General features: G+C 70.8%; 27 protein-coding genes and 1 pseudogene. 14 read left to right on the top strand and 14 right to left on the bottom strand.

Annotated features, from left to right (window positions below; translation table 11 throughout):
• Positions 1–2 precede the first annotated feature (2 nt).
• From ACX9I7_RS18450 to ACX9I7_RS18440, 3 genes are all read right to left on the bottom strand, one after another.
• Entirely contained in the window at positions 3–4,886 is a 4,884-nt protein-coding gene (locus ACX9I7_RS18450) for a tetratricopeptide repeat protein (protein ID WP_459387927.1), read from the bottom strand.
• Positions 4,887–4,954: 68 nt separating this feature from the next.
• Complete coding sequence (locus ACX9I7_RS18445; RefSeq protein ID WP_459387926.1) at positions 4,955–5,281, bottom strand: trypco2 family protein; 327 nt, start codon at positions 5,279–5,281, stop codon at positions 4,955–4,957.
• 621 nt (positions 5,282–5,902) lie between these two features.
• Positions 5,903–6,364, bottom strand: coding sequence for an SRPBCC family protein (locus tag ACX9I7_RS18440; protein WP_459387925.1), 462 nt, complete (start codon positions 6,362–6,364; stop codon positions 5,903–5,905).
• Positions 6,365–6,587: 223 nt separating this feature from the next.
• On the opposite strand from ACX9I7_RS18440, the gene gvpO reads away from it, so the two are divergent.
• The 11 genes from gvpO (at position 6,588) to ACX9I7_RS18385 (ending at position 12,955) form a co-directional block, all read left to right on the top strand.
• Positions 6,588–7,139: a gas vesicle protein GvpO gene (gvpO, locus tag ACX9I7_RS18435; RefSeq protein WP_459387924.1), complete on the top strand. Its 552-nt coding sequence runs from the start codon at positions 6,588–6,590 to the stop codon at positions 7,137–7,139.
• Between the two features lie 126 nt (positions 7,140–7,265).
• On the top strand, positions 7,266–7,694 hold the full coding sequence (gene gvpJ / locus ACX9I7_RS18430) for a gas vesicle protein GvpJ (protein ID WP_358626618.1): 429 nt from the start codon (positions 7,266–7,268) through the stop codon (positions 7,692–7,694).
• Positions 7,691–8,410, top strand: a complete 720-nt coding sequence (locus ACX9I7_RS18425) for a GvpL/GvpF family gas vesicle protein (protein ID WP_459387923.1) — start codon at positions 7,691–7,693, stop codon at positions 8,408–8,410. Before gvpJ ends, ACX9I7_RS18425 begins: the two co-directional genes overlap by 4 nt.
• The gene (locus ACX9I7_RS18420) at positions 8,410–8,613 is read left to right on the top strand and encodes a gas vesicle protein GvpG (protein ID WP_459387922.1); all 204 of its coding nucleotides are present in this window, start codon (positions 8,410–8,412) and stop codon (positions 8,611–8,613) included. The genes ACX9I7_RS18425 and ACX9I7_RS18420 overlap by 1 nt, the downstream gene beginning before the upstream one ends.
• A gap of 49 nt (positions 8,614–8,662) precedes the next feature.
• Positions 8,663–9,016 carry a gas vesicle protein GvpJ gene (locus ACX9I7_RS18415; RefSeq protein ID WP_387571066.1) on the top strand — a complete coding sequence of 118 codons (354 nt, stop codon included), beginning with the start codon at positions 8,663–8,665 and terminating at the stop codon, positions 9,014–9,016.
• The gene (locus ACX9I7_RS18410) at positions 9,013–10,035 is read left to right on the top strand and encodes a GvpL/GvpF family gas vesicle protein (protein ID WP_459387921.1); all 1,023 of its coding nucleotides are present in this window, start codon (positions 9,013–9,015) and stop codon (positions 10,033–10,035) included. The genes ACX9I7_RS18415 and ACX9I7_RS18410 overlap by 4 nt, the downstream gene beginning before the upstream one ends.
• The gene (locus ACX9I7_RS18405) at positions 10,025–10,225 is read left to right on the top strand and encodes a gas vesicle protein (protein ID WP_387571071.1); all 201 of its coding nucleotides are present in this window, start codon (positions 10,025–10,027) and stop codon (positions 10,223–10,225) included. Before ACX9I7_RS18410 ends, ACX9I7_RS18405 begins: the two co-directional genes overlap by 11 nt.
• Entirely contained in the window at positions 10,222–10,503 is a 282-nt protein-coding gene (locus tag ACX9I7_RS18400) for a gas vesicle protein K (RefSeq protein ID WP_358626606.1), read from the top strand. Before ACX9I7_RS18405 ends, ACX9I7_RS18400 begins: the two co-directional genes overlap by 4 nt.
• Positions 10,504–11,007: 504 nt before the next feature.
• Positions 11,008–11,229, top strand: coding sequence for a hypothetical protein (locus tag ACX9I7_RS18395; protein ID WP_387571074.1), 222 nt, complete (start codon positions 11,008–11,010; stop codon positions 11,227–11,229).
• A complete protein-coding gene (locus ACX9I7_RS18390) occupies positions 11,226–12,134 on the top strand; it encodes a sigma-70 family RNA polymerase sigma factor (protein WP_386729911.1) in 909 nt (302 codons plus the stop codon). Before ACX9I7_RS18395 ends, ACX9I7_RS18390 begins: the two co-directional genes overlap by 4 nt.
• Positions 12,131–12,955, top strand: coding sequence for a hypothetical protein (locus ACX9I7_RS18385; RefSeq protein ID WP_459387920.1), 825 nt, complete (start codon positions 12,131–12,133; stop codon positions 12,953–12,955). Before ACX9I7_RS18390 ends, ACX9I7_RS18385 begins: the two co-directional genes overlap by 4 nt.
• A 313-nt stretch (positions 12,956–13,268) precedes the next feature.
• Here ACX9I7_RS18385 and ACX9I7_RS18380 read toward each other — a convergent pair whose 3' ends face one another.
• The 3 genes from ACX9I7_RS18380 to ACX9I7_RS18370 form a co-directional block, all read right to left on the bottom strand.
• Positions 13,269–14,915: a hypothetical protein gene (locus ACX9I7_RS18380; RefSeq protein WP_459387919.1), complete on the bottom strand. Its 1,647-nt coding sequence runs from the start codon at positions 14,913–14,915 to the stop codon at positions 13,269–13,271.
• 345 nt (positions 14,916–15,260) lie between these two features.
• Positions 15,261–16,010, bottom strand: coding sequence for a COG4705 family protein (locus ACX9I7_RS18375; protein WP_459387918.1), 750 nt, complete (start codon positions 16,008–16,010; stop codon positions 15,261–15,263).
• 125 nt (positions 16,011–16,135) lie between these two features.
• Complete coding sequence (locus ACX9I7_RS18370; protein ID WP_459387917.1) at positions 16,136–16,669, bottom strand: hypothetical protein; 534 nt, start codon at positions 16,667–16,669, stop codon at positions 16,136–16,138.
• 136 nt (positions 16,670–16,805) lie between these two features.
• Between ACX9I7_RS18370 and ACX9I7_RS18365 the strand changes: the two genes are divergently transcribed.
• Both ACX9I7_RS18365 and ACX9I7_RS18360 read left to right on the top strand, forming a co-directional pair.
• Positions 16,806–17,483, top strand: a complete 678-nt coding sequence (locus tag ACX9I7_RS18365) for a response regulator transcription factor (RefSeq protein ID WP_387571089.1) — start codon at positions 16,806–16,808, stop codon at positions 17,481–17,483.
• The gene (locus ACX9I7_RS18360) at positions 17,476–18,981 is read left to right on the top strand and encodes a sensor histidine kinase (protein ID WP_459387916.1); all 1,506 of its coding nucleotides are present in this window, start codon (positions 17,476–17,478) and stop codon (positions 18,979–18,981) included. Before ACX9I7_RS18365 ends, ACX9I7_RS18360 begins: the two co-directional genes overlap by 8 nt.
• Positions 18,982–19,160: 179 nt before the next feature.
• Here ACX9I7_RS18360 and ACX9I7_RS18355 read toward each other — a convergent pair whose 3' ends face one another.
• From ACX9I7_RS18355 to ACX9I7_RS18330, 6 genes are all read right to left on the bottom strand, one after another.
• A complete protein-coding gene (locus tag ACX9I7_RS18355; RefSeq protein ID WP_459387970.1) occupies positions 19,161–19,610 on the bottom strand; it encodes a hypothetical protein in 450 nt (149 codons plus the stop codon).
• Positions 19,611–19,706: 96 nt separating this feature from the next.
• Positions 19,707–20,573, bottom strand: a complete 867-nt coding sequence (locus ACX9I7_RS18350; RefSeq protein ID WP_459387915.1) for a TauD/TfdA dioxygenase family protein — start codon at positions 20,571–20,573, stop codon at positions 19,707–19,709.
• 21 nt (positions 20,574–20,594) lie between these two features.
• Positions 20,595–21,602, bottom strand: a complete 1,008-nt coding sequence (locus ACX9I7_RS18345; protein WP_459387914.1) for a threonine ammonia-lyase — start codon at positions 21,600–21,602, stop codon at positions 20,595–20,597.
• Complete coding sequence (locus ACX9I7_RS18340) at positions 21,596–22,393, bottom strand: GNAT family N-acetyltransferase (RefSeq protein ID WP_387571099.1); 798 nt, start codon at positions 22,391–22,393, stop codon at positions 21,596–21,598. Before ACX9I7_RS18340 ends, ACX9I7_RS18345 begins: the two co-directional genes overlap by 7 nt.
• 312 nt (positions 22,394–22,705) lie before the next feature.
• Positions 22,706–23,305 carry a cysteine hydrolase family protein gene (locus tag ACX9I7_RS18335; RefSeq protein ID WP_459387913.1) on the bottom strand — a complete coding sequence of 200 codons (600 nt, stop codon included), beginning with the start codon at positions 23,303–23,305 and terminating at the stop codon, positions 22,706–22,708.
• Positions 23,306–23,429: 124 nt separating this feature from the next.
• Positions 23,430–24,671 carry an MFS transporter gene (locus tag ACX9I7_RS18330; protein ID WP_459387912.1) on the bottom strand — a complete coding sequence of 414 codons (1,242 nt, stop codon included), beginning with the start codon at positions 24,669–24,671 and terminating at the stop codon, positions 23,430–23,432.
• Positions 24,672–24,793: 122 nt separating this feature from the next.
• Between ACX9I7_RS18330 and ACX9I7_RS18325 the strand changes: the two genes are divergently transcribed.
• A complete protein-coding gene (locus ACX9I7_RS18325) occupies positions 24,794–25,729 on the top strand; it encodes a LysR family transcriptional regulator (RefSeq protein ID WP_459387911.1) in 936 nt (311 codons plus the stop codon).
• Between the two features lie 156 nt (positions 25,730–25,885).
• Here ACX9I7_RS18325 and ACX9I7_RS18320 read toward each other — a convergent pair whose 3' ends face one another.
• Positions 25,886–26,050 carry a CsbD family protein gene (locus ACX9I7_RS18320; RefSeq protein WP_358626574.1) on the bottom strand — a complete coding sequence of 55 codons (165 nt, stop codon included), beginning with the start codon at positions 26,048–26,050 and terminating at the stop codon, positions 25,886–25,888.
• Between the two features lie 139 nt (positions 26,051–26,189).
• A pseudogene (locus ACX9I7_RS18315) lies at positions 26,190–26,820 on the bottom strand (DUF1731 domain-containing protein).
• Positions 26,821–26,974: the final 154 nt, after the last annotated feature.

Raw genomic sequence — 26,974 nt, 5'->3', positions numbered from 1 at the left:
CCTCACTCCGGCCCGGTGGTGAGCCGTGCATGGGTCTCCGTCACCACGTCGAGGTACGGGCCGACGAGCCCCGGTTCGTTCTCGGCGATCGCACGCCACAGGGGAGCCGCTTCGGCGATGGCGTCTCTCGCCTCCTCCCGTTGGGCGTCCGCGAGCAGCCGGGTCCTGGCGTACGCGTAGAGGGCGAAGGCGAGGTGGTCCTCGTGTGCCGCACGGTGGCGGGCGGCCAGGCTGCGGCTCAAGGAAACCGCCCGGGCGGTGGCGTCCAGGGCCTCCGGGTTCCGCCCTGCCTCGCTCAGCCGCAGGCCGTGGTGGGCGAGTGCCCAGACCAGGACCGGTTCACCGGCCGCCGCTCCAGCCGTCGCCACCTGCTCGGACACGGCCAGGGCCTCTGCGGAGACGCCAAAGGCCTCCTCACGCGCCGATGAGCCGAGTGCCAGGAGGCGGCCGAGGTCGATCAGCATCAGGGCCAGCACTCTGCCGTGGGCGGGATCGGCACCCACCAGCTCGCGGGCAATGGCGACGGCCTCCCGGGCGTACGCCAGGCCCTCGGCCGCCCGGCCACCTTCCACGAGGTGCACCCCCAGGCCGGAACGGGCCAGACCGCGAACGACGTCGCGCCCGCCGACGGGGGGCAGGGCGTCAGCGACGGCGACGGCCCGCCGCAGGGTCTCCTCGGCCTCCCGCCGGCCGGCGTTGTGCTGGAGGCAGCCGAGAACCCACAGCGAGTGCGCCGGCAGCGGACTCTGGTGGGCATCGTCTCGCCGCGCGAGGTCGCCGAGCAGCTCGGTGGCCTCTTCGGCGACGGGCAGCGCCTCGGCACGCCGTCCCGCTTCGACCAGGTACGTCGCCAGGCACGCCAGGGCCGTGGGCAGCCGGGGGGAAGACCCCAACGAGCCGCCCCTTGGCGGCTGCCGGAGCGCGGCGACGGCTCTGCGCATGACGCGCGCCGCGTCGTCCGGGCGGTCCGCCGCGGAGAGCTGGGTGCCGAGCACGAACAGTTCCTCGCCGTAGGCCGACGCCGACGCGGACGCCCACGTGGACGCCCATGCGGAGTCGGCGTTCTGCTCCCGCCCCAGCCCCAGCAGACGGCCACTGACCTCGATGGACTCCTCCAGCGTGGCCAGTGCTTCGGCCGTCTGCCCGGCCCGGGACCGCATGAGCCAGAGACCGGACAGAGCCATGGCGAACCCGCGCGCGTACCCGTTCGCGTACTCCTTGTCCCCGCCCTCCCTGTCCTCCTTTACGAGGTCCTCCCCGTCCTCCTTTACGAGCCCGCGGTACAGCTCCACCGCTTCGGCCGCCGTGGCCACGGCGGCCTCCGTCCGCCCGACGTCGCACAGACAGTGCATCCTGGCCAGCAGCGCGCCCGCCAAGACAAACCGCGACCGTGACCGCGACCTGCCGAGCGGATCCGCCGTCACCGAACGGCGGCGGATACCGACCACTTCGTCCAGCGCCGCCAGGGCCTCGTCCGGCCTCCCGAGGGTGTTCAGCCGCCGGGAGAGGTTGGTCAGAGCGCTCGCCAGGTCGTCGAGCGGGACGTCGGGACGCTGGGCGACGAGCGCGCGGTACAGGCCGACCGACTCCTCGCCGGCCCGTAAGGCGTCCTCCGGGCGCCCGGTCTCCTCCAGCTGGCCGGCCAACGTGTCCAGGCTCATGGCGAGATCGGCCCTGAACGTCCCGGGTTCCGCCGTGAACAGCGGCCGGTAGAGACTGACCGCCTCCCGGGCGGCCTCCAGCGCGTCAGCCAGCCGCCCCGCGTCGTTCAGCCTGTGAGCGTACGTATTGAGGGAGTTGGCGAGCCGGTGCCGGAACCCGTTGGGTTCCTTCTCGGTCAGGCGTCGGTAGAGGCCGACGGCCTCGGCGGCCCGTGCCAGGGCTTCGTCCGGCCGTCCCGCCCCGGCCAGGTCGATGGCGAGGGAGTGCACGCTGAGCGCGAGGTCGGAGAGATGCGCCCCGGGCCGCTCACCGGCCAGTCGGCGCCGGATCTCGACGGCCTCCTCGGCCGCCGCCAGCGCGGCCTTCGGCCTGCCCGCGAGATGCAGGCAGTTGGAGTACGTGCTCAGGCTGCGGGCGACACCGTTGCGGAAGGCGTCGGGGCGTCGCTCGGCCAGGAATCGGTAGCAGGTGACGGCCTCCTCGCTCACCGGCACCGCCTCCTCGACACGCCCGCACTCCACCAGCCAGATGGCCTGGTTGTTCAGGGCGGCGGCAAGCTCCGGCCCCAGGGCGCCGTCGCCGTCTTCCTCGGCCGCCTCGCGCCGGATGCCGACTTCCTCGTCCATCGCCGCCAGTGCCGCCTCGGGCCGGCCCAGCTCGCCCTCGGCCTGGGCGAGAGCACCCAGACCGTGGGCCAGACCGGTCCGGAACTCCTGCGCGTCCGGCCGGGCGAGACGCAGCTCACGATAGATCTCCACGGCTCCCTGAGCGGACGCCAGGGCCTCTTCCCGCTTGCCCAGAGCGCGCGAGGTCAGCGACAGGTTGTGCAGGACGGCGGCGAGATGCGGCCGGTGGGCGGCCGGATCCTCCCGCGCCAGCCGCCGGTAGAGCCCGACGGACTCGCCGGTGGCCTCGTACGCCTCCCGGGTCCGTCCCACATCACCGAGGCGGCCGGTCAGCCGGCGCAGCATCAGGGCGAGGCCGGGCAGGCCGGCGGCGTCCCCACGAGCCCGCTCGCGATGGCTCTCGACGAGCCGCTCGGCCACCTTCGCGGCCAGTGGGCCCAGCGCGTGCGTCGGTCGTGGCAGGCGGTCGGCCAGTTCCAGCAGGCCCTCCGGCGTGGCACCCGGCTCGTCGGCCAGCCGGTCCAACGCCGACACCAGCGGTCGCGGCCGCTCGACGTGCGTGGCGACATCGATGGCCGGTTGTGTCAGCACGTCCCGGCGGCGCACGCACAGTTCCGTGAGGTGTTCGTCGAGAGCGTCGCGGTGGGCGGGGTGGGCGGCCGCCCGGGCATAGACGGTGAGAAGCTGGGCGATCTGGGCGTCGGTGAGGTCGTCCGGTCGGCGGTCGTCCGCCGTCATGCCGCCGCCGAGCAGGTCCTGTGCCAGGTCGGGGTTCTTGGTCAGCCGTACTCCGACGAAGTACTCGGCCAGCCGGTCCGGCCGCAGGGACCCCCACGCTTTGCCGTCACGGGGTGGGTAGAGCGCTGCGATCCAGCCAGTGAGGGCCCGGTGGCACGCCCGTCCGTGGTCCCTGAGGTAGGAGATGCGGCCGAGGAGGGCTTCCGCCTGGTATGCGGTGTCGGCGCCGCACAGGAACGCCGCGGCGAGGGCGTCCTTGCGGGTCTCCTCATCCAGCGGCATCAGTGGGTGCTGCTTGGCGGCGCTCTCCCAGTAGTTGGACTCATGGTCGAGCAGTCGCTGTTCCACCCGCACGGTCTTGCGGCCGGCAGCGGCGACCGGCCGGGCGCCGATCGCCGGCTCGGTCGTGGCCCCCGACCGGGAGGTGGCGGCGTGGACGGCCTCGTCCAGGAGGTCGGCCAGCGCGGTCATGTGAAGGGCGAGCGCTGTCTCCAGCCCGGGACCGTCCAGCCGGTCGGGCCTGCGCCGCACGGCATCGGTCACCGTCGCGGCGACCTTCGGCCACGTGTGGTGCTCCTGTCCGCGCACGAGCTGCAGGGCCAGGGCCAGATGCTCCACGGCGTCCCGGTAGGCCTCGGCGCGGCCTTCGGGGTGAGGTTCCAGCGGTGGCAGCGGGGTCTCGATCAAGTCCTCGAGGAGGTCGCGGGTGTCGCTGTTCGCCCGCCGCGCGGGCTGCCACCAGTCGTCGTCGGCAGTGCGGGCGAGCAGCAACACCTTGAACGGCGTCGGGAGCGGGCGGGCGACGAACATCGTGAGCAGGGCGGTCAGCTGCTCGACACGTGTCTCGGCGTAGTCGAGGACCACCAGCAGCGCGACGGCCGTGTCGCCGAGCGCCGCCATGTCCTCGGCCTTCGCGTCGCTCCTCAGCCACACCACCGTCGAGCGGTCGCTCTCCAGCCGGGCCGTCAGTTCAAGGGCCAGCCGGGTCTTGCCCTGTCCTCCCGGCCCGTGCACGAGACGTACGTCGAGGCCGGGCTCCTCGCACCACAGCCGCAACTCCGAGAGCAGCTCTTCGCGACCCCGGAAGGGAACCACGGCATTCCTGGCCTCCAGCAGCGCCGCGGGCGAGGCCGGTAAGGCGCGCGGCGCGCGGCGGCCCCTGGCCCTGGGCGAGAGGCTGGACAGGCGTGCCCACTCGGCTGGTTCGAGTACGGTCCCCCCGCCGTGCTCCGCCAGGACCCGGCGGAAGTCGTCGTCGCCGAGCAGGGCGTAGGCCGGCGCCACTTCCAGCCGGGTGTGCGCGAAACCCCCGAAGTCCGTGCAGATCACCCCGGTGAGGAGCCCGTCACAGAACATGGCCGCGCCCGACAGACCCGCCCAGGGCGAGATCGCCCGCCCGGACGGATCGGTGCACGGAACGACCCGCTCCGCGAGGCGCATGAGGTAGCGGTTGTTGACGGAGCGATCCGCCCGGTTGACGGTTCCCTGCTCGTGCAGGATCTCCACCGCCTGATGCTCCCGCTGGACGACGGCCGGCAGGCCCCAGGTCTCACAGCCGGTCGCGGGCCGGTGGGTGACGAGCCGCCCCCACCGGACGGGTGCGACCGGCCGCGGTGCCCCCTCCGTGTCGGGATGCCCGTCATCGAAACGCAGGAGGGCCGAGTCGTCGCGCCCCCCGGGCGTGCCCCGCCACGCCACCGTCGCGGCGTACTGCCCGTCCTTGCCGGGACGGAAGAACGTCACCGCCCCGCCCACGGCCGGCACGACGTGTGCCGAGGTCAGGACGAGACCCGGGGCGATGACGTACCCCGACCCCAGCCCCTCGGGCCCGTCGACCCCGACCATCAGATCGCTGCTCACCGTGATGCCCCCCCCGTACGTGGATCTCCGCGCCCGGAGACGGGCCCGGCCCTTTGCCCCTCGGCGCGTCAGTCCTCGATACGGCCGGACACGTCACCCGGCCCCGGGGCCGTCAGCCGCCTTCTGTGGATCAGGACGTCCCCGTCGGGCCCCTGAGGCGTCAGTGCCACCTTCACCCGGTGCGTACGGCCCCGCGCCATTCCCGCCTCGCCGTCACCGGAGACCACCCACGCCCTGAAGCCCGCCTTCGCCTTGACGTCCTGGCGGAGTTCGACGGTGAATTCCAGCTCGATCGGACCCACCTGGAAAGTGATCCCCTGCCCGTTGCCACAGGCCGCGGCCTCGGTCAGCTCATCACGTAACGCGGCCACCGCAGCCGCGAGTTCGATCTCCATGCCTGTGCGTCCCCCCGAGTATTGGCTGCAGACGTGCCCCGGCGGTGCACCGCCGAAGACCTCATAGACGGTACAGGCGCGGCGATGGAGAGAGGTGGGATTCGCCGACGCCGCTCGTCGTGATCCGCGGGCAGGAGCGGTCACCACGACGGGGAGCGTCGCGGCCCACAGCCGGATGTCCTCGTCCCTCGAGTTCAGCTCCGAGGCGCCGGTGGAAGAATTACCCCTTGGCCACCATGCGCTGGAGGAAGGGCTGGGTGAATGCGGTGGAGCAGCCGTTCCTGATGTGTGTCGAGGATGTCTTCCGCCGAGGCCAGGACCCCGCTTCGTGCCCACGGCCCGGACGACTACGAAGGCTCACCCGAGGCGAGGGGCACAGGGGTCGCGTTTGCGTGCACGAGGGGGGCCGCCGGCTCGGCTCCTGCCGGGGACCCGGCCGTGTCCCGCCGACCGAGCGGTCGGCACCCCAGCGACTCCGCTCTGGAGAGACGCCAAGACCGCGCGCCCCGAGCACCTGTCCCATGCCCTGACACCGGAGTGCCGACCCTACGACCTGTTCGGCGAGGTCCTCGACGTGCTGGCCCAAGGCGGCACGCACGTCACACGGAACGTGAGCCGGGGTCAGCCTCCCGGCCGGATCCGGCCGCGCCAGGCTCCTGTCTCGCCACCGCGGTTCTCCACGAAGTCCTTGAAGCGCTTCATGTCACCTTTGGCGCGCCGGTCGATGGTCCCGGTCAGGTCGGCGGCCTTCTCCGCGACCCCGCTCGGTTCGACCTCCATCACCAGTTCCACACGAGTACGGGTGTCGTCCAGGCGCTGGAAGCGCACCGTGCCCCTCTGCTGGGTATCTCCGTCGACGGTACGCCAGGTGATCCGTTCATCGGCGAGCTGGTCGACGATTTCTGTGTCGAATTCCCGCCGGATGCCACCGATCTTGGTGATCCAGTGATTGTGCCGAGCGTCGAGCTGTCGCACTTCCTCGACGCCTTCCATGAAGTTCGGGAATTCCTCGAACTGTGTCCACTGGTTGTAGGCGGTGCGCAGGGGCACGTCCACTTCTACGGTCTCCTTGACCGTGGTCATCACAGCTCCTCGCTGTCGTCGCGGAAGCGCGGCGCCAGGGGCCGCCGCGCCCTGTCCACCGTCCGCGTACCCGCTCACGCTCGTGCGATGCCTGTCGGACCGGCGCAGCGTTCGTGAACGCCGCCACCGCTACCGTCATCGCCACTGACTGCTACCGCCCCGCCATCGTCACCGCCCACGCCCCCGCGCCATCTTGAAAGGGCGGCATTTTCAGGGTTTGAGAATGCGGCGGAATGGTAGGCGCGTGGCAAGGCCCTCGACAGCTGATGCGGAGGTGCTTATGACCGACTCACCCGGCCAGTCCAGAAGGTCCGGCCAGTCCAGAAAGCCCAGTCAGTCCGACAAGCCACGTCAGTCCGACAAGCCACGTCAGTCCGACAGGGCCGGCCAGTCCGACAAGTCTGGCGATCCCGATCATGCTGATCAGCGCGATCAGCCCGATCAGCCTGACAAGCCCGGCAGGCTCGCGACATCCCAACCCCCCGCCGAAGATTCGGGCGAGACAGCGAACCCGCAGCACCTCACAGCCGTACAAGTAATGCGCGCGGCGAATGAACAGCTCGCCGAGCTGACGGGGCTTCGGCCCGAGGGCATTTGCCGACTGGAGCGGACGGACGCCGGGTGGGTGGCGGAAGCCGAGGTGATGGAGGTCGCCCGCATCCCCGAGACCATGAGCGTGATGGGGCTCTACGAGGTGACCCTCGATCCAGCAGGCATGCTGACCGGCTACCGCCGGATGCGGCGCTACGAGCGCGGCAGGACCGACTCCCGCTGAAGTTGACCATGCCGAAGTGACCCATCCGGCAGCCGAGGCGGCCGTTGCGCCGACCTGGTGCGCCCTCGCCGGGCCCACCACCCTGCCGGGCCGTCGCCGTGCGACGGCCGAGAGGAAGTGCCCACGATGAGTGTTGTCCCGCCCCCGCAGACCGGGGGAGCAGGAGGAACCAGCGGACTCTATGACGTCCTGGAGCTGGTGCTCGACCGCGGCCTGGTGATCGACGCGTTCGTGCGCGTCTCCCTGGTCGGTATCGAGATCCTCAAGGTCGATGTGCGCGTGGTGGTCGCCAGCGTCGACACGTACCTGCGCTTCGCCGAGGCGTGCAACCGCCTCGACCTGGAGGCCGGCCCCCACCGCAGCCCCGGCCTGCCCGACGTGGTGGGCCAGATCACCGAGGGCGGCGCCGAGCACGGCGCGCGGGGCAAGACGAAGGGCGCGCTCTCCGGCGCCGCCCAGGCCGTCTCCGACGCCTTCCACCGCACACCCGACGAAGGCGAGAGCCGCGGCCGCGGCACCGCCGCCTCCCGCAGGAAGAAGGAGGAGAGCGAGTGAGCACCTACGTGTACTGCATGGCCCGCGGCGGCGACGTCGACCTGCCCGAAGACCTCACCGGGATCGGCGATCCACCCCTGCCGGTACGACAGCTGGAGCAGGCCGGGCTGACCGCGGTCGTCAGCGACTGCCCGGACCGGCTGCGCCCCAAGCGGCGCGATCTGCTGGCACACCAGCGGGTGCTGGCCGAGGTGGGCCGGAAATCCGCCGCGCTGCCGATGCGGTTCGGCAGCGTCGCCGAGGCGGACGACGACGTCCGTGACGTGCTCCGGGAGCACGCCGACGGTTACCAGCAACAGCTTCAGCGGCTGGAAGGCCGGGTGGAGTACAACGTCAAGGCCGCACACCAGCAGGAAGCGGTGCTGCACCTCGTACTCGCACAGAACCCGGACCTCCGGGCACGCGCCGAAGCCGACCGGCGCAATGGCGGCGGCACCTACGAAGAGCGGCTGCGGTTCGGCGAACTGGTGGCCACCGCGGTCCGGGAGCGCGAGACGGAGGACGCGGAGGCGGTGCGCCAGGCCCTGGAACCCGCCGCGGAAAGCCTCCGGGTGGGGCCCGAGAGCACCGGCTGGTTCGTCAACCTCTCCTTCCTGATCGCACAGCCGCGCGCGGAACGCCTGCTGACAGCCGTGCGACGGCTCGCCGATGAACATCCGCACCTGGAACTGCGGGTGAACGGCCCGCTGCCGCCCTACAGCTTCACCGACATCTGATGCTCGTCGGCTGGGTGCTGCGGCAGCTCCTCGCCGAGGCCGAACGCATCGCCCGCGACCCGGCCGTGATCCGCGACGAACTGGCCCGACTGGAAGCGGAGTTGTCGGCGGGCCGGATCAGCGAGGAGGAGTTCGACCAGCGGGAAGACGAGCTCCTGGACCGTATGGAGGAGACGCGCCGGTACACCGACGGGACGCACTGACGACGGGCAACCGCACCGCAGGAAGACGCCAGGAAGAGGCACAGCGGCCATGACCGGTATCCACTCCCAGCGTTTCCCCGACACGCCTTCCCCCTCCGGCAGCTCCGCCAACCTCGCCGACATCCTGGAGCGTGTGCTCGACAAGGGCGTGGTGATCGCGGGGGACATCCGGGTCAACCTGCTCGACATCGAGCTGCTGACCATCAAGCTGCGCCTGATCGTGGTCTCCGTGGACAAGGCCAAGGAGATGGGGATCGACTGGTGGGAGAGCGATCCCGCCCTCTCCTCCGGCGCGCGTCGCCGCGCGCTGGCGACCGAGAACGAGCTGCTGCGCACCCGCATCGCCGAACTCGAGGCCCGGCAGCAGTCACACGAGGCGCACGACGGGAAGGAACAGCGGTGAACAACCCCAGCGGCCCCAGCGACTCCACCGACCGCGCGGACGCAACCAACGGCTGCCCTCCTGACGGCCCGGCGGGGCTTCTCTACCTCTACGCCGTCGCCCACCATGCGGACCTGCCCGGCCAGTACCTCACGCGTCCGCCCCACGCCCAGCCGGTGACCGGTGTGGTAGGTGAGCCCATACGGCTCGTGCGGCACCTGGACCTGGTGGGGGTGGCGGGCCGGGTGCCCGCCGCCGACTTCGACGAGGAACCCCTGCATCGTCACCTGGAGGATCTCGACTGGCTCGCCGCGGTGGCCCGTCGGCACCAGGCCGTGGTCGAGGCGGCATCGTCGGCCGCGGCGGCCGGCGTGCTGCCGCTGCGGCTGGCCACCGTCTACCGGGATGCGTCGAGCCTGCGCCGTATGTTTCAGGCACGGCACGAAACGCTGACCACGGCACTGGACCACGTCGAGGGCAGGGCGGAGTGGGGCGTCAAGGTCTACACCTTGCCCACCCCGGAGACGGAAGCGCACACCCCACCGGACAGTGCCACCGCACCGGCCAGCGCCGCCACACAAGACAGCCCCGCAGCACAGGACAGTGCCACCGCGCCGGCCACCAGCGGCAATGCCGAGTCGACGGCACCTACCGAGTTCGACCGGGCCCGGTCCGCCGCCCCCGGTATCGGCCGCGCCTACCTGAGGCGGCGGGGAGCCGAACGCCGCGCGGACGAGGACCGGGCCCGCCAGGCCGATGACGCGGTGCGGCAGATCCACACCGCCTTGGCGGCCTCGGCCGAGGCCGCCCACCTGCATCCACCCCAGAACTCCAGCCTCTCCACCCACCCCGGGCGCAACCTGCTCAACGCCTCCTACCTGGTACGCCGGGACGACGACTCCACCTTCACCGCGAAGGTGCGCGCACAGGTCGAGCGCGCACCGGTCTCGGGGCTCATGGTCGAGCTGACCGGCCCCTGGGTGCCGTACTCCTTCGTCGCCGCGACCATCGGCCCCGCGGACGGCACCGATGACCGGTGACCGGCCGCTGCCGGCCGAACGGCTGTCCCTGGTCGACCTGCTGGACCGGCTGCTGGCCGGGGGAGTGGTGATCGCGGGTGACATCACCCTGCAAATCGCGGACGTCGACCTGGTCCGCGTGGACCTCCGCGCCCTCATCGGCTCGGTGGACGCCCGGCTTCCGTCGCCCTGGGAGGAACACGGAACATGACCCGGCGCGTGGAACTGGACCAGGACACGGTGGAACGCGACCTCATGCGGCTGGTGCTGACGGTGATCGAACTGCTCCGCCAGCTGATGGAACGTCAAGCCCTGCGCCGCGTCGAGCAAGGCGATCTCTCGGAGGAACAGGAAGAACGCATCGGGCTGACGCTCATGCTCCTCGCCGACCGCATGACCGAACTTCGCGACCGCTACGGCCTCGAGCCGGACGACCTCAACCTCGACCTCGGCCCCCTTGGCCCGCTCCTGCCGCCGGCCGACCGGTGACGAGAGCCCCACGCCCCGCGGCACGCCCACAGCACGCCCGCGGCATGTCCGCAGCACGCCCCACGACACCCCAGGTGAACTGAACCCACCCCGCTCCCGCCCGGCCTCCAACTCAGGCCGGGCGGGAGCGGGCGGCACGCGCCCCCTTCATTCTCGGCACGGGGGCCGAGCCTCTTCCGGACGGAAGGGCGACACCAAGGTGTCCTGTCTCCATATGACAGGGGTCTCCGGTGGGATTGCAAGGAAAATCGGGAACTTCACCCGCCCAACCTTCCCGATGTGCTTACGCGCGCTGGAACGGCTACTCCGGGCGCTGACCCGACGTCCCCATGGATCCGGCACCCCATGGACTCTAAAGTTCCGCGATTCCTTGATCACGTGGCGTAGCGGGTCGTGGCCGGTCCATGCTGATGCTCCCCTCAACTGCGGTTCGGCACCTGCGGTTTGGCAGGGGTCCCTGCTGATGCGGCTCCGGATGGCTGCGGCATGACACAAAGGAGTGTGATGGACACCAGGAAAGTAGCGCTGCTCTTGGTGCTGGCCATGATGGTGTTCGGCTGGAGCACGGTGATGGCGGCGATGGGGCATGTGACGCTGATCGCTTCGCTGGCGCCCGTCCTGGGCCTGACCGTGACCCAGGTGCTGCGCGGGTTTCCCCCGCGGTCCTCGTCCGCCTCCGGGCACCGCGTGGCGACGGTGCCCGACAAGGAGGACGACGCCCCGTGACGACGTCGATCAACACACCGGGCCCGGCCTCCGAGCCGGGCCCGGTCCGTCCCGGCCGCAAGCTCGGCCCCATCGCCTCCACCGTCGGCAGCTCCCATCGTGCCTGGCTGGAACCGACCCGCGAGCACTACCTCGCCAGCGGTCACACCCTCAGCGACCTGAGCATTCGCGTTCCGTTGGCCAAGTCCAAGCTTTCCGAGCTGCTGCGCGGCGTGGGCCACTACCCGCGCTGGGAGGTCATCCACCGCCTGGCCACCGAGCTGAACATCCCGGGCTGGCCCCTGTACCGGCTGTGGAAGCAAGCGGCTCTCGACGCCGGCAAAAGCCGGGACTGGGTGGAGCGGTCCACCGAGGGGACCATCGCCCTGGCCACCGCCCGGTCCGGACCGCCCCTGGAACACGATGCCCTGCGCTCAATGGTGGAAGAGTGCTACCGCCTCTACGCCGGGGCCTTCCTGCACGGCGAGGCGCTCGACGCCGCGGTGGAGGACACCTTCGCCATTCTTTGGCTCTCCTTCGACGACGCCCTCGCCAGCCCGGACATCCGCCGCTACGCCTGGAACATCCTGCGCGCCACCGTCCAGGCCAAGGCCGACCACCGCGACCAGCGGCCCTTACTGGGCGAGGCCGCCTTCGATACCGTCGCCTTGAGCGCGCAGACCTCTCTGGAAGGACAGGCGGCCCAGCTGGCCGAGAGTCTGGAGCTGTTCACCGCGATCAGCAGACTGCCCGCCGCCCAGCTCGACGTCGTGGTGCTGCGACATCTGTGCGGGTTCAGCCCCGAGAAACTCTCCGACCTCCTCGGCATCCCGATAGCCGCCGTAAGGTCCGACGAGCGCCACGCCGAACGCTTCCTGGCCGACACCATCGAGCTGCCGCACCACACCGGAGGACCCACCTCATGACATCGCTCGAAGACATCCTGGCCAGGGCACTGCTCGTCCGCCACCGCCCTGTGCCCCGCGACACCGTCCCACCCCGCGAAGCCGAATCAGGCCGGTCGCCCGTCACACCGGGCGTGACGCCCGGTGTGACGCCAAGAGTGTCCGCGGCCGAGGACCTGCGCGCCCTGTGCGAAACCCTGGTCACCCACACCCCCGTCACCGCGGTCGCCGCCTTCGTCACCGACCAGGTCCCTGAACCCAGCAGCGCCCTGGTGCTGGCCTGCGTCCTGCAACTGACCGACACCGGCGACGGCGCCCGGTTCTGGTGGCAGTACGCCGCTGGCGCCGGCCAGCCCGCCGCCGCATACTGCCTCTACCTCCACCATCTCGCCCTCGGTGAGACCCACACCGCTCGCTGGTGGCACAACCAGACCGACGATGTGAAGCCCCATACCGGCGCCGTGGGCACCACCAACCACTGGGACGGCACGCCCGTCGTACTGCGCCACGACGACGAGGCGGCCACCAGCACGATCCTTCGCGTCCTGCGCCGTCTCGCCAGACACACCACCCGCACACGTTCCGCCGTTGTCGGCGAACTGATGGACTACATGCCCACCGCCGTCGCCGTCGGCTACCTCCGTGAACCCGAAAGCGAGCTGCCTCTGCCCGGCCCCCAGTTCGCCCGCGAGATCCGCGCCTTGCTGGCCGCGGCCACCGAGCGACCCCACGGACCCAGCGATCTCCCAGCCCACCCCCACGACCACCTCCGGCTACGGCGGGACACCTCCCGGCCCGCATTGCGGATCCACCGGCAGATGGGCGAGGCCGCGACCCACTGAAGGCGGCGGGGCGGCGAAAGGAAGTCAGCCGGCGCGCGCCGTTCTTGGGCAGAACGGCGAGCTGGCTCGCGATGTTGTGCCTTCCCGCTGTGAGCGCCGGCTGCCGAGGCCGGGGCGAACCAGGGCGGGCACATTGCCCAGGAGCGCCGCGCCGGTCAGGACGCGGATTTCCGTTCGCCGGGAAGCCATGGATGGATCATGCCCTGTTGGAACACCACCGGGGCATGGAGAAAACCCCGGGCTGCAAGAGGGATATCCCTCACTCGGCTGGGGAAACCGGGAGGCCCTACGACTATTGCGGCGCCCTCGCGCGTTACAGCATCCCTCCCAGCGGCAAGGCCCGTTCTGCGAGCTGTCCGCGCAGCCTGTCTCCGGTGGTGTCGGCTTCGGCGAGCCAGCCGGCGGCGACGAGCAGTCCGGCGTGCTCGGCGATCTGGTCGGGTGGCAGGGCGCAGAACTCGGCGGCCTGGTCCAGGCGCAGCCCGTCGTCCTCGGCATGTCCCAGGCGGCCATCCGGGCGGGCGTGGGCGGCGGTGTACAGGGCGAGGAGACGGTCCGCCGCGGTGGCCTTCTTTTTGCGGATCTTCCGGTCGCTCACCACCTTCTGGGCCCAGCCGGAGATCCTCGCCCGGGTGGTCTTGCCGAAGGCGAACGGACGGGCCTGCTCGGGCAGCAACGTCGGAACAGTGATGGCGATGGGGCCCTCGGGCCGGGAGGCCATCAGCTCGGCGACGGTGCCGGGCAGACGCAGCCAGTCGGCCTCGATCAGCCGCTGAACCACCTGCTCGGCGTCGCCCTGGAGCCAGCCGGTCAGGTCCTGGCCCGTGACATTCCCGGTGCCGGCGCGCGCGGACCGCAAGGTGAGCATGAGCACCGCCAAGCGCACCTCGGCCTCCGGGTGCGGGGAGTTGGCAGCGACGTAGTCGAGCACTGTACGGGCGCTCGCGGCCTGGGTGCGGGTCAGCAGCCGCTCCACCACCGGCCCGTCGCCCGCCGTGCCGCCGAGGGGCTGGCCGGTACGGTTGGCGTGCATCTCGAGGGTGGTCTGCGCGGCCTTCTCGGCGCGCTCGGCCTCGTGTCGCAGGGAGATGTCACCGCTCACATCGGCCCACAGGCTGAAGGCGCGGGCCTTGCGCTCGTGGAGGGTGGCGAGGACGGCGAGGTCGGGTTCGGTGCGCTGCTGGTACGCGCGGAACTCGTCCCCGAGTTTGATGAGCTCCAGGCGCAGGGCGTCGGGCTCGAGGTCACGCGGGACGATGCGCTGGGCGATCTTCCCCCACCGCTTCGTGCGCCGGGACGCCGAGGCCGGTTGGGCGGCGCGCGCACGGGGGACCGGCGCCGGTGAGGCGGCCGCGCACGACGGAGCACCAGCGGCGGGGGCGGCGCCGCGGTCGGAGAAGGCCGCTGTCAGGCCATCCCGACCGGTGCGGTCTGCGGGGTCCTCTTGCGCGTCCGGCTTTTGCGGTGCCTGGTCCATTCCCGCCGGGGCGGGACGAGCCGGGCGTCGGGCGGTGTTCAGGACGCGGCAGCCGGGGGTGGCGGCCGCACACCGCGTGCACGTCTCCGCGATCCGCCACAGTCTTCCGGCCCGGTCCACGTACACGGTCAGGACCGCCGGCCCCTCGCACCGCACAGCTCCCGCCGCCGGCGGCGCACCGCTCGGCCGTCCGGCGGCAGGGGCGGGGGTGTGCCACGCGCAGCCTGCGGCACGGCATGCGCACCACGCGTCGCCGCGCGGCCCACCGCCCTCGCGGATACGGGCCAAGTGCTCCTTGACGTGGTCGATCGCGGCCTTGCGTCCCACAGCGGCGCCGCCGGGAAAGCGCTGATCGGCGCAGGCCGGGCGGGAGCAGGAGAGCCTCACCGCGCCGACGGAGGGGCGGCCGTCAGGGTCCAGACGCACCGTCCACACCCGTCCCACGACGCGCTCCTCCTGCCGCGTACCGGCCTCCACTGCCACGACGCACCTCCCGCGTTCCTTGATCCGTTGCCTCGGCGTAGTCCCATCATCGGGGATGTCGGCCGGTCAGCCACCGGATATCGGGCTTTTCAGCACCGGTGTGCCCTGATCGCGTACAAGATGGCCGGTGCTGCTGTATAGTCCGCGCGCCCCGAGGGATGCTTCACGGTCAATGCGGGGGGGCAGGCGCGGTTACGTGGGGACGGGCCACCGGCAGTTCCACCCGCTCCCGAGGATGCCGAACCGCCCACGGCCAAGAGCCCCGACAGAGACCGGCCTTCATCGCGTTCAGGGCCCTCTTCCAGAGAACGGTCCGGCTGTTGCGGCGGAGGCCGACAGGGAGCGTCAGTCCGATGCCCGCAGGCCGCGCCGCAGGGCGCGTCGCTCGCCGGCGCTCAGCCACGCCACGCTCGCCGCGATGACCACCGCGAGGACGAGGCTGACCGGCCCGGTGCCGAGGTCCAGGCCCCCGCGCTCGTGGTTGACGCCGGCCCAGTCGGCGAAGCACGCGCCGAGCGGCCGGGTGAGCACATAGGCCCACCAGAACGTCAGGACCGACGACAGGCCTGTGAAGCGGTGGGCGAACGCGGGGAGGGCGATCAGGGCGGCGAACAGCAGCCCGGAGGGCAGATAGCCCCAGCCCAAGGTGGCCGCGGCCAAGTCTCCGACCGCCGTGCCGAGCGCGAAGGTGGCCATGACCGCGCACCAGTAGAACACCTCCCGGCGACCGCCCGCGACCGTCTCCACGGCGAGCGTCCCCTCCACCCGGCGCCACAGGACGAACACCAGGGCCAAGGCCACGGCGAACGCCGTCGCGGAAGCGGCGTAGGGCACGCCGAGGGCGACGTGCGCGACGTCGGCGGCCATGGTGCCGAACACGCTCACCATGATCACCGCCGCCCAGTACACGGCCGGGACATAGCGGCGGGCGCGGGCCTGCGCGATCAACGTGACGGCCAGCAACAGCGCGGCCGAGCCGACCGCCGGGACGGGCCCGAGTGTCCGGGCGAGGTAGTCGGAGGTGGTCTCGCCCATGCCGGTGGTGAGGATCTTGACGATCCAGAACACCGCCGTCACCCGCGGGACCTTGCTCATGACCGGCCGCGCCGGCACAGACTGACGGCGGTGGGCCGCTCGGGTGGATGTCATGGCGCCCAAGGCGACGGCGCTCCCTTCTGTACGGCGCGGCCGGGCCGCACCCGGTCGGTGGGTGGAGTGGGTCAGCCGTCGAGGACGGTGTTGCCGGTGATCGTGTCGCCGGCTCCGTCGACGGTCACCGCGTGCCGCACACCGTCGGCGCCCAGGACCACGACCCGCCAGGCCCGGCCACCTCCCTGCTCGGTGACCGGCTTCAGCGACTCCACCTTGCCGCCGGACACCGCCGACGCGGCCTTGGTCAGCGCGTCGGCCGCGCTGGTCGACGGCAACGGCGCCGGCGCCGCGTGGTCGGCCCGACCGTCGCCCCGGCGGTCCTCACCGCCGTCCCCGCCGTCGTGCCATCCCCGGTCACCAGCAGCCGCGCTACGGTCGTGGCCGTGACCGTGGCCGTGGCCCTCCTCGCCCTCGTGGTGGTGGGCCACCGCCGCCACGCCACCACCGATCACCAGCACGGCCGCCCCGGCCGCCACCCAGCGCACCGACCGGCACCGCACCCACCGGCCGGCACGGCCCGAACCCGTACGCGTCCTGCCCGTGCCCACGGCCTTCGGCTCTTCCTGCGGCAACGTTTCACCCGTCTCTATGGGCTCGCTCATGACACACCCCGATCCTCGCCAGGCCCGGGACCTCCCCGGGCGACACCGGCAGGATGTCCGTGCGTTGCTGAAGATCGGCTGAAGAACAGCGGACGCCGTCAGCAGCCCGGTCCGGCGATCTGCGACCCTGGTGGGCATGCGAGTACTGGTGGTGGAGGACGAACGCCGGCTGGCCCTGGCGCTGCGGCACGGGCTGACCGCCCAGGGATTCAAAGTCGACGTCGCCCACGACGGCCCCTCCGGCCTGGCCCAGGCCATGGAGCACGCCTACGACGTGGTCGTGCTCGACGTCATGCTGCCCGGTCTCAACGGCTACCGGGTGTGCTCACGCCTGCGGGCCTGCGGCAGCGACGTCGGCATCCTGATGCTCACCGCCAAGGACGGCGAATGGGACGAGGCCGAGGCGCTCGACACCGGCGCTGACGACTACCTGTCCAAACCGTTCTCCTTCGTCGTGCTCGTCGCCCGCCTCAAGGCGCTGGCCCGCCGCATCGGCAGCCGCGCGCCCCGGCGCACCGTCCTGGGCGACCTCGTGGTCGACTCCGCCGCCCGCACCTGCACGCGCGCCGGCACCACGATCCCCCTCACCCCCCGCGAATTCGCCATACTCGACCACCTCGCCCGCCGGGCCGGCGAAGCCGTCTCCAAGCGGGAGATCCTCGACGCCGTCTGGGACAACGCCCTCGACAGCGACCCCAACACCGTCGAGGTCCACGTCAGTGCCCTGCGCCGTAAGATCGACACCGCCTTCGGGCGAGCCGCGGTCCAGACCGTCCGCGGCGCCGGCTACCGACTGGCGGCCGACGGTGGCTGACCAGACCCCCGCCGACGCACCCACCGGCGCCGCACACCACCGACTGCGCGCCGCTGGCCACCGCCACCTGGCCCGCCACCCCCGCGTCGCGGCCCTCGTCGACCGTCTGACGCCACGCTCGGTCCGCGCCCGCACCACCCTCGCCGCCTGCGCCAGCGTCGCCGTCGTCCTGTGCGTCGCCTCGGCCGCCGTCATCATCCTGCTGCGCGTCAACCTGGAACGCACCGTCGAGGCCGACGCCCGCGAGCAGGCCCAGGCGGTCGCCCGCCTCGCCACCGACGGCCACCTCACCAGCCCGCTTCCCCTCGACCACGGCACCGACTTCATCCAGGTCGTCGACGCGAAGCACACGGTGGTGGCCGCCAGCCAGAACCTCACCGGCCACCCCCCGCTCGCTCCCGCCGGCCACCCCAAGGGCCACAGAACCTTCAACCTCGACGCCCGGGGCCACGCACACCACCACCAGCGCGTCACCAGCATCGCCACCACCACCCCCACCGGCCCCGTCACCGTCTACGTCGGCGCGTCCCTGCGCACCGCCGACGCCGCCGAAGACCTCACCACCGCCGCCCTCGCCGTACTGAGCACGATCCTGCTGTTCACCGTCGGTGCTCTCACCTGGCGCGCGACCGGCCGTGCCCTGCGACCGGTCGAGGCCATCCGCGCCGAGGTCGCCGCCATCGGAGACCGCGACCTCAACCGCCGCGTCCCCGAACCCCGCAGCGACGACGAGATCGCCCGCCTCGCCGACACCATGAACGCCATGCTCCAGCGCCTCGAAGCCGCAGGCACACGACAGCGCCGCTTCATCGCGGACGCCTCCCACGAACTGCGCAGCCCTCTGACCGTCCTGCGTACCCAACTCGAAGTCGCCCTCGCCCACTCCGACCCCGACGTCCACACGGATCTGGTGGCCGGCGCCCTGGAGGACACCGAACGCCTGCAAGCACTCGCCGCCGACCTCCTGCTGCTCGCCCGCCTGGACACCACCGACCACGACTGGCCCGACGAACCCGTCGACCTCGCCGACCTGGTGCGATCCACAGTCACGGCCCGCGGCGCCGAACCCCACCCGATCGCCGTCCACGCCCCGGTGTCGATCACCATCCACGGCAACCCCCTGTGGCTGCGACGGCTGCTGACCAACCTGCTCGACAACGCCCAACGCCACGCCCGCAGTCACATCACCGTCCGCCTCACCGCCGACCGGACTTCCGGCCACGCCGTCCTGGACGTGACCAACGACGGCCCGCCGATCGAGCCCGCCGACCGCGAGAAGATCTTCGAACGGTTCGCCCGCCTCGACGACGCCCGCAGCCGCGACGACGGCGGCACCGGCCTCGGCCTCCCCATCGCCCGCGACATCGCGGCCATCCACGAAGGCACCCTGACCGTCCTCGACGCCCCGGGAACGACCACCTTTCGCACCCGACTGCCCATCCCGTCCGAACCGTTCCACGGTGTACAGGACATGGGTGTCGCTCCGTTGGGCTGCTGACGCTGTGACCCACGGGGCGCACGCGGAGGTACGCGTGCTCTCCCAGATGCCTTGATGCGCCCACCGAGCGGGCGATCGTAGCAATGTGTGAGGGACCTGCTGGCGCTCGCGCTCGGCTTGTCCGGCGGGCCGCGGTAGTGGTGCCCGACTCGCGGCCCGGGCACCACTACCGCTCATCGTCAGGCCGAAGCGGCGGCCCCTCGGCCGAGGGGCCGGGCGAAGAACCGGGCCCCGCTGTCGGCCTCGAACCGGGGCAGTTCCTTGTGCTTGCCCGAGTTGGCGTGCAAGGTCTTCTCCTTCGAAGCGAAGGCGTCGAACAGCGCGAGACCGGCCTCGCGCGGGATGTGCTCGTCGTCCCACTGCAGGTCGAACTCGATCGGGATGGTGATCCGCGCGGCCTGCTCGGCCAGGTGGGCGTTGTAGCGGACGACGATCGGGCCTTCCGGCTCGCCCGCCGCCCTCGCCCGGAACAGCTCGGCGATCTCTTCCTCGTCATGTGCGGTGCGCGGCCGGTCGCCGTGACCGGGCGCGTCGACGACGGCGACGTGGAAACCGCAGCCGTTCACGAGGAGCTGGGCGCGGCCCGCCATCGCGGGGTGCTTCTTGTGGTTGCCGCCGCCGTGGCCCATCAGGACCAGGGGCGCGCGATCGGCCGCGCCGGACGCCACGTCGCCCCCCTGCTCCTCACGGCAGGGGGCGCGACGTGGCGGGTGGGGGAGAGGTGGTCAGAGCTTCAGGAAGGGCTTCTCTCCCGCGATGTTGAGGCGGTGCATCAGGCGCTCGTGCGGGAAGTAGTCCGCGACCGCGAGGTGCTGGGTGCAGCGGTTGTCCCAGATCACCAGGTCGCCCTGGGTCCAACGGTGCCGGTAGATCAGCTCGTTGGTCTCGATGTGGCGACGGAGGAAGTCCAGCAGCGCCCGGCTCTCGGACTCGGTCACACCGTTGATTCGCGTCACATACGGATTGGAGATGTACAGCGCCCGGCGCCCCGTCTCGGGGTGCGTACGGATCAGCGGGTGCTCCACGGGGTCCTGGCCCGCGAACTGCTGATCCGGGTCGATGCCCTTCTTGCGCAGCGACTTCTGAAGGTTGCCGTAGTCAGGGCCGAACGCCTTGCGCACGTCGTGCGTCGCGGTCAGCTGGAGCAGCAACTCCTGCATGGGCGCCGACAGCGTCTCGTACGCCAGGTACATGTTGCCGTAGAGGGTGTCTCCGCCGACCTTGGGCGTGATCTTGGCGTAGAGGGAGGTGCCGAGCGGGGGCTCGGCCCAGCCGCTGTTGTCGGTGTGCCAGTCGTTCAGCCCCGGCGGCTTCTGCTCGTTGTTGTGGAGCACCATCACCTCGGGGTGGCCCTCAACGGTCATCGGCAGCAGGTGGCTGTGCGTCAGCAGCGGCCCGAAGCGCGCCGTGAACGACTTCTGCTGCTCGACCGAGATGTCCTGTCCCGGAAATACCAGCACGTTGTACTGGTGGAAGGCGTCCTGGACCGTCTTCCACGCCTCGTCCGAAATATCCTGCGACAAATCGAGACCCGTGACCCGAGCCCCGATGGCGGGGCTTACCGGCTCGATGACGGGCAGAGTTCCACTCATGTTGATATCGCTCCTCTAAGGCTAGGAAATGGGCGTGGTCAGAGGCTGACCGGTGGTGGTCAGGGTGTGCAGCAGGACGTCGGGATCGATGACGCCGCCGCTGACGACGGCCACGGGGTTGCGCCAGGCGTACGAGGAGGAGTGCTTCAGCGCGGCCGCGTACGCCGCGGCTCCAGCACCTTCGCAGACGATCTTGTCGACGAACGCCAGCGACGACAGCGCCTCCGCGATCTCCTGCGGAGTCACCGTGAACACCCCGGCCAATTTGTCCTTGAGCCGCTCGAACTGATCCGGAATGACGAAGCTCGCGCCGATGCCGTCCACGAACGACCGCTCGTACTCCACATCCGTGGGCCGTCCCGCGCGCAGCGAGGCGGACAGTGGGGCTCCGGTGCTGATCTCCACGGCGTAGACGGGGACCTTCAAATAGGTCGCCAGGCTGTAGGCGAGGTTCCCGCCGCCGTAGGGCACCAGCACCGCGTCCACGTCCGGCAGATCGTCCTGGATCTCCATTCCGATCGTGGCGATGCCCAGCGAGACGTATGGATCACTCTCCGAGGAGAGGAAGAAACCCGGCAGGTCGGGAAAGGAGGCGGAGACCATGGTGCGGCGCCAGACCGGATACGGGACCTGCACGATCCGCGTCCTGGGGTTGTACGCCAGGATCTGCGACCGCTTCGCCTCCGGAATCGAATCCGGCACCACCACCGTGTACGCCAGATCCAGTTCCGACGTCACGTGCGCCAGGCCCTGCGCGAAATTTCCCGAGCTGCCTGTCACCACACCGTCGCGGACGATGCGGTCCCACACCTCCGGACGGAACCGCCGGTACGCGTGCAGCGCGCTGAGCGCACCTCGGGCCTTGAACGAATTGGTGACCTGAAGGTTCTCGCACTTCAGGTGAATGTCCACCGGACTCGGCGCCTTCGCCCGCAGCAATGGCGTACGACGAATGTGCGGATCGATGAGTTCGCGCACACGCCGTACCGATGCGGGGGAAATCGCCTCGGATAACGGGGATTTCAGCATATGGCTTTCGCTATCGGGTAGGAAAATTCCTCGGTCAGACCGAGCTTTCGGGCCAGCGCGATACTCGGCGCCTTGTCCGCGTGACACGTCATGACCGGGCGCAGGCCCTGCTCGCCGCCCCAGCGATCGGCGGCGGCGAGGACCACGAACGCCAGGCCCTTGCGACGATGATCGGGATGAGTGTGGATACCGAACTCGATCAGCCCGCCGCCGATGACGCCGTGGGCGTCTGCCGCCACCCGGCCGTCCTTGACCAGGGCGAAGCCGACCGCATGCTCGGCGTACTGGGCACTCGTGCCGAAGATGCTCCGGGCCATCGGGGAATCGAGGCCGGAGAAGGTCTCCGCGTCGATCCGCACCAGCTCGTAGCCGTCGGGGACGGCCGGCGGAGGGGCGATGAAGTCGGAATGGGTACGGGTGAAGTGCAGCCGCTGCCCCGCCGTGAAGCCGGCCTGCTGCGCCCAGGTACTGGTCTCGGGGCCCGGCGGGTGGACGAGCTGTACGTCGCCGTGCCCGGCGAGCAGCGCCTTGGCCTCGGCGAAGAAGGCGGGGGTCATGGCCCCGGCGGCAAGACAGAACGGCGCTGTGGTGGCGACCAGACAGGTTACGGGCGCGCCGTTCCGGAAGTGCGCCCAGGCCCTGCCCGGGATGGCTCCGTCGATGACCGCGTGGACGAAAGCCAGATTGGGATAGTCGGTGTCGAACAGAGAGACAAGACGCGGTAAGTCGGCTGCGGCTACCTCGACCAGTCGCGTCCGGTCCGCGGCGGGCACCGGCGGGGCAGCGCTCATTGGTTCTCCATCGGGGCTCTCCATAGGGTTCGGAAAACGGGGCGGGCGGGTCAAACGCACGCGGATTCGCTCCCAGGGGCCTGCAAGATTCTAGGGAAGAGCTGTAATCGTTGAGTAACTGGCTCGATTGCGACCCTGGCTGACATATGACGGATATCCGAGTTCACCGAGGTCACGGCCGGGGCCGTTATCGTGTTCAACTGCGTCAGCCCTGGGCTGACGCCTCACAGCAGACGGGAAGGGGAACGGGAACGGGAACAGACAGGAACGGGCAGGATCGCCTCGGCCTCGCCTTCCCCACGCGTGCGGGCGTCATACAGCCCGGAGCAGAGCGTGGAGCTCGGCGGCGTCGACGATGTGGGCCCGTGAGGGGAGAACCTGACGGAGCAGGACGCTGTGGACTTCGGTGTCCGGGTCGGCGACGCCGTCGGACAGGACGTAGAGCCGGTAGTCACGGTCGGCCGCGTCGATGACGGTGGACAGGACGGCGCCGCTGGTACTGATGCCGCAGACGACCAGCGTGGTGATGCCGCGCTCGCGCAGCCGCTGGTCGAGGTCGGTGGTGGACATGCCGCCGTAGCGGGTCTTGCGCACGATGATGTCGCCGTCCCGGGGAGCCAGACGCTCGTGGATGGCAGTGGCAGGGTCCTCGTGGTACATGACACGGTGTTGCGCCAGCGGGGCGAAGGACTTGTTGACGGCCGGGATCGCGTCCCAGTCGGCCTCGGTGAAGCCGACGCGTACGTAGGCGATGGTGCCGCCCTTCGCGCGAACGTCGGAGATGGCCCCTTCCACGCGACCGAGCAGGGCCTCGCGGTCGCCGCCTTCGGGTAGAGCGGCCAGGATCGCGGGCTGGAAGTCCATGACGAGAAGAGCGGTGTGCGCGGGGTCGAGCGCGGGGGCGGTGCTCACGCGAGTTTTCTCCTTACTGGTGGATGTGCCTGGTCGACGCGGACGCACACTGGCGAATCAGCGGCGGCCTGCGGATTTCAGTGGTGCATCGCGGTGCGTGACGTGACGGGTACGTGATGAGTGGCTACGCAGCCAATTCCGGTTCGTGCTGCGGCGTCGCCCGGTCGCGGCGGGGAAGCAGGAATGGGGTGGCCAGGATGACCAGCCCCGCGACCGTGAGAGCGGTACGCGGGCCGGTGACGTCCGCGAGCAGCCCGCCGAGCGCGGTGAAGACGGCGATGGACGCCTGCTGGCCGATCGACCAGGCCGAGAGGGTGCGGGCGACGAGATGCTTGGGTGTGCGTTCGAGCCGGTAGGTGGCGAGCACCGGGGTGTACAGGCTCATGTTGATGATGATCGCCAGCTCGACGACCATCACGGTGACGAGGCCGACGACGCCGGGACGGACGAAGGCCAGGCCGATCAGCCAGACGGCGCGCAGGGTGCCGACGGTCCGGAAGACCCAGTGCCGGCCGTAGCGGGCCACGACACGGTGGGCCAGCCGGGAGCCGATGAGTCCGCCGAAACAGGGGGCGGCGAAGGCGAGGCCGTACTGCCAGGGCGGGAACTCGAGCTGGCGAAGCAGGAGCACGGCCAGCAGCGGCTCGGTGGCCATGATCAGACCGGAGACGAGCATGTTGTTGAGGTAGAGCGCCCGAAGACCGGGATCGCCCATGATGTGCCGCCAGCCGTCGAGCAGCGCGCCGGCCCGGACCTGGCTCTTGCCGGTCGGTCGCGGTGCCTCCTCCCGCCCGCCGCCGATCGCGGTGATGCCCAGCGCGGAGAGCAGGTAGCTGAGCGCGTCGGCCACCACGGTGGTGACCGGCCCGAACAGGCCGATCGCCGCCCCGCCCAGCGGCGGTCCGACCGCGATGGAGCTCCAGTTCGTGGATTCGAACCGCGCGTTGGCCACGAGCAGGTCGTCCGGCCGGACGAGTGCCTTGAGGTAGGCGCCGCCGGCCGCGTTGAACGCGATCTTGGCCGCGGCGACCACGGCCGAGATCACGAGCAGCTGGACGAAACAGAGCCGGCCGAAGGCGTAGGCGACCGGGATCGTCGCCATGACCGCGAACCGGGTCAGGTCCATCGCGATCATGACCGAGCGCTTGCGCCGGAACTCCACCCACGGCGCGAGCGGCACCGCGATCAGCGCGCCCACCGCAGGCCCCACCGCGGACAGCGCGGACACCTCAGCGGGGCCGGCGTGCAACACCAGCACGGCGATCAGCGGCAATGCCCCGAACCCCAGCCCGGATCCATAGGCGCTCACCGCATACGCCGCCCACAGCCAGCCGAACCGCCGACCCAACCGTCTCCTGCCCACCATGCTCTCCCACCCGAACAATCCGAGGTTGACCAATGAGAGCTAACCGAGGACCACAACAGCAGGTCAAACAACTGTCCCGGCGGTTCTGCACAACCATCTGTTGTTCACTAAGCTGAATCAGCGTGGACCTAGAAGCAGTACGTACCTTCGTCGCTGTGGCGGAAGCGGGTCAGTTCCAGAAAGCCGCCGTCGACCTGTCGATCACCCAGCAGGCCGTCTCCAAGCGCATCGCCGCGCTGGAGCGCGACCTCGGTGTGCGACTGTTCACCCGCACACCGCGCGGCGCCGAGCCCACCATCGACGGGCAGGCGTTCCTGCCCCACGCGCGGGAGCTGCTGAGCGTCGCCGAACGCGCGGTCGCGTCCGTGCGCACCGGCCGCCGTCCCCTGCGCGTCGACGTAATCAACTCGCGCGGCGCGGCCTCGGGCCTGATGCGCGGCTTCCACCACGCGCATCCCGAGATCGACCTCAACGTGGTGATGCTGTTCGACGTCGACACGGCCGTCGCCGCCATCCGCTCCGGCACGATCGACGCATCCTTCCGCGCCGTCGCCATGCCCGGTCGGCCCCTTCCCGAGGACATCGAGTCCGCCCGGGTGCTCGACGAACCGCTCCAGCTCCTCACCGGCCCCGCCCACGCGCTGGCGTCCGCACGGTCGGTGACCCTCGCCCAGCTCGCCGGGCACAGAATCTGGATGCCCGGCATCGTCCCCGGCACCGAGTGGGCCGCCTACTACGACGACCTCGTCGCCGAATTCGGCCTCACCATCGAGGCGACCGGCCCCAACTTCGGCTCCGACGCCCTCCTCGACACCATCGCCGACACCCCGGCCCTGGCCACGTTCATGAGCGAGCAGACCCGCCTCGTCTGGCCCGCCGACCACGGCCTGCGCCGCATCCCGGTGACCGACCCCACACCCGTCTACCCGCACTCACTCCTCTGGCACCGCGACAACCCCCACCCGGCGCTGACCACCCTCCGCTCCCACCTCGCCACCACAGCGGCGGCCCACGAGACCGCCGGCATGTGGGCGCCCAGCTGGGTGATGCCGCGCTGACCGCCGCCACGGAAGTGACTCCCGAACTCACCTCGAAAGGCAGCCCTGGACTGGGGCGCCTGGCCACCGACGCGTTCGAGACGCCCGACTGCTCGTCGTCCTGCGCTCCTGCGAAGCCGGGGTTGGGGGAGGGGCCGGCCCGACATCCCACAGAGCTCAGCTGCCGCCTGACCTCTTGATCTTCCCCATGATCTCCTGTGCCTTGCCGTGGAGCTTTTCGGCCTTGCCCTCGGCTTCCATGCGCCGGTCACCGACGACCTTGCCGACAGTCTCCTTCGCCTTCCCCTTGAGCTGCTTGGCCTTGCCCTGCGCCTTGCTCATGACCGGACCTTCCCTCCCACTGCGGATGAGATCTCTCTACCCTCCAACCGCCTACCCACCATCCTCCGAGCCAGGCATGCTCAGGCCAGACCGAGAAGCGGAACGCGAGCGCGTGACGGCGGCCGGGGGGAAGGAGGACTCACCTCTGACGCACGCGGTGCACCAGCTCGGCAGCTGCCTGCGGCCAGCGTCCGCACGTGAAGGAGAAGCCACTCTCCAGTAGCCGCCCCGGAATGACGCGACGGCTCTTGAGGAGCAGCTCGGCGTCCGAGCGCAGAGCGAAGGCGCCGAGCTCCGCCATCCACTTCGTGGCGGGCAACCCCGCCGGCCTGCCTCATGCCTTACGCAGAACGCGCATGAACTCCCGCTGCGGAAGCGGCTCGGGAGCGGCGAGGTTCACCGCGCCGGTGAGGTCGTTCCGGTCGATCAGGAACTCGACGGCCCGGACGAAGTCGCGGTCGTGGATCCACGAGATGTACTGGGCACCGCCGACGACCGGACCGCCCAGCCCCAGCCTGGCCAACCACAACAGCACGTCGAAGACGCCACCCCGGTCCGGACTCATCACCATCGCCGAGCGCAGGGCGACCTTCCGCGCCTCAGGCGTCGACCTCCTCCGCCCAGGGGCCCGGAGTCCGGCCGTCCCAGCCGACCTCGCCGACGCGCACCGGATGTCGGGTGAGGACCACGACCTCGCGGTCGGCGGCTGTCAGGGCGCGACGCAGGATCGTTCCCACCTGGCCGGTCCCGCCTGCTGTCACAACCTTCATCTCGCCTCCTGAGAAGGGCCTGCGGAGAGCCGGTCGGTGACGCCTCCAAATCTACTGGCGTGCTCCCGCGACGAGCTGCGCGAGATCTGCCCAAGCGCGCTGGCGGGCGTATTCGAGCCCCTCGCGAAGCAGCACGCCCCTCAGCGATGACACC

This window comes from Streptomyces sp. L500, assembly GCF_054551825.1.
This window is presented reverse-complemented; position numbering and strand designations above follow the sequence as displayed.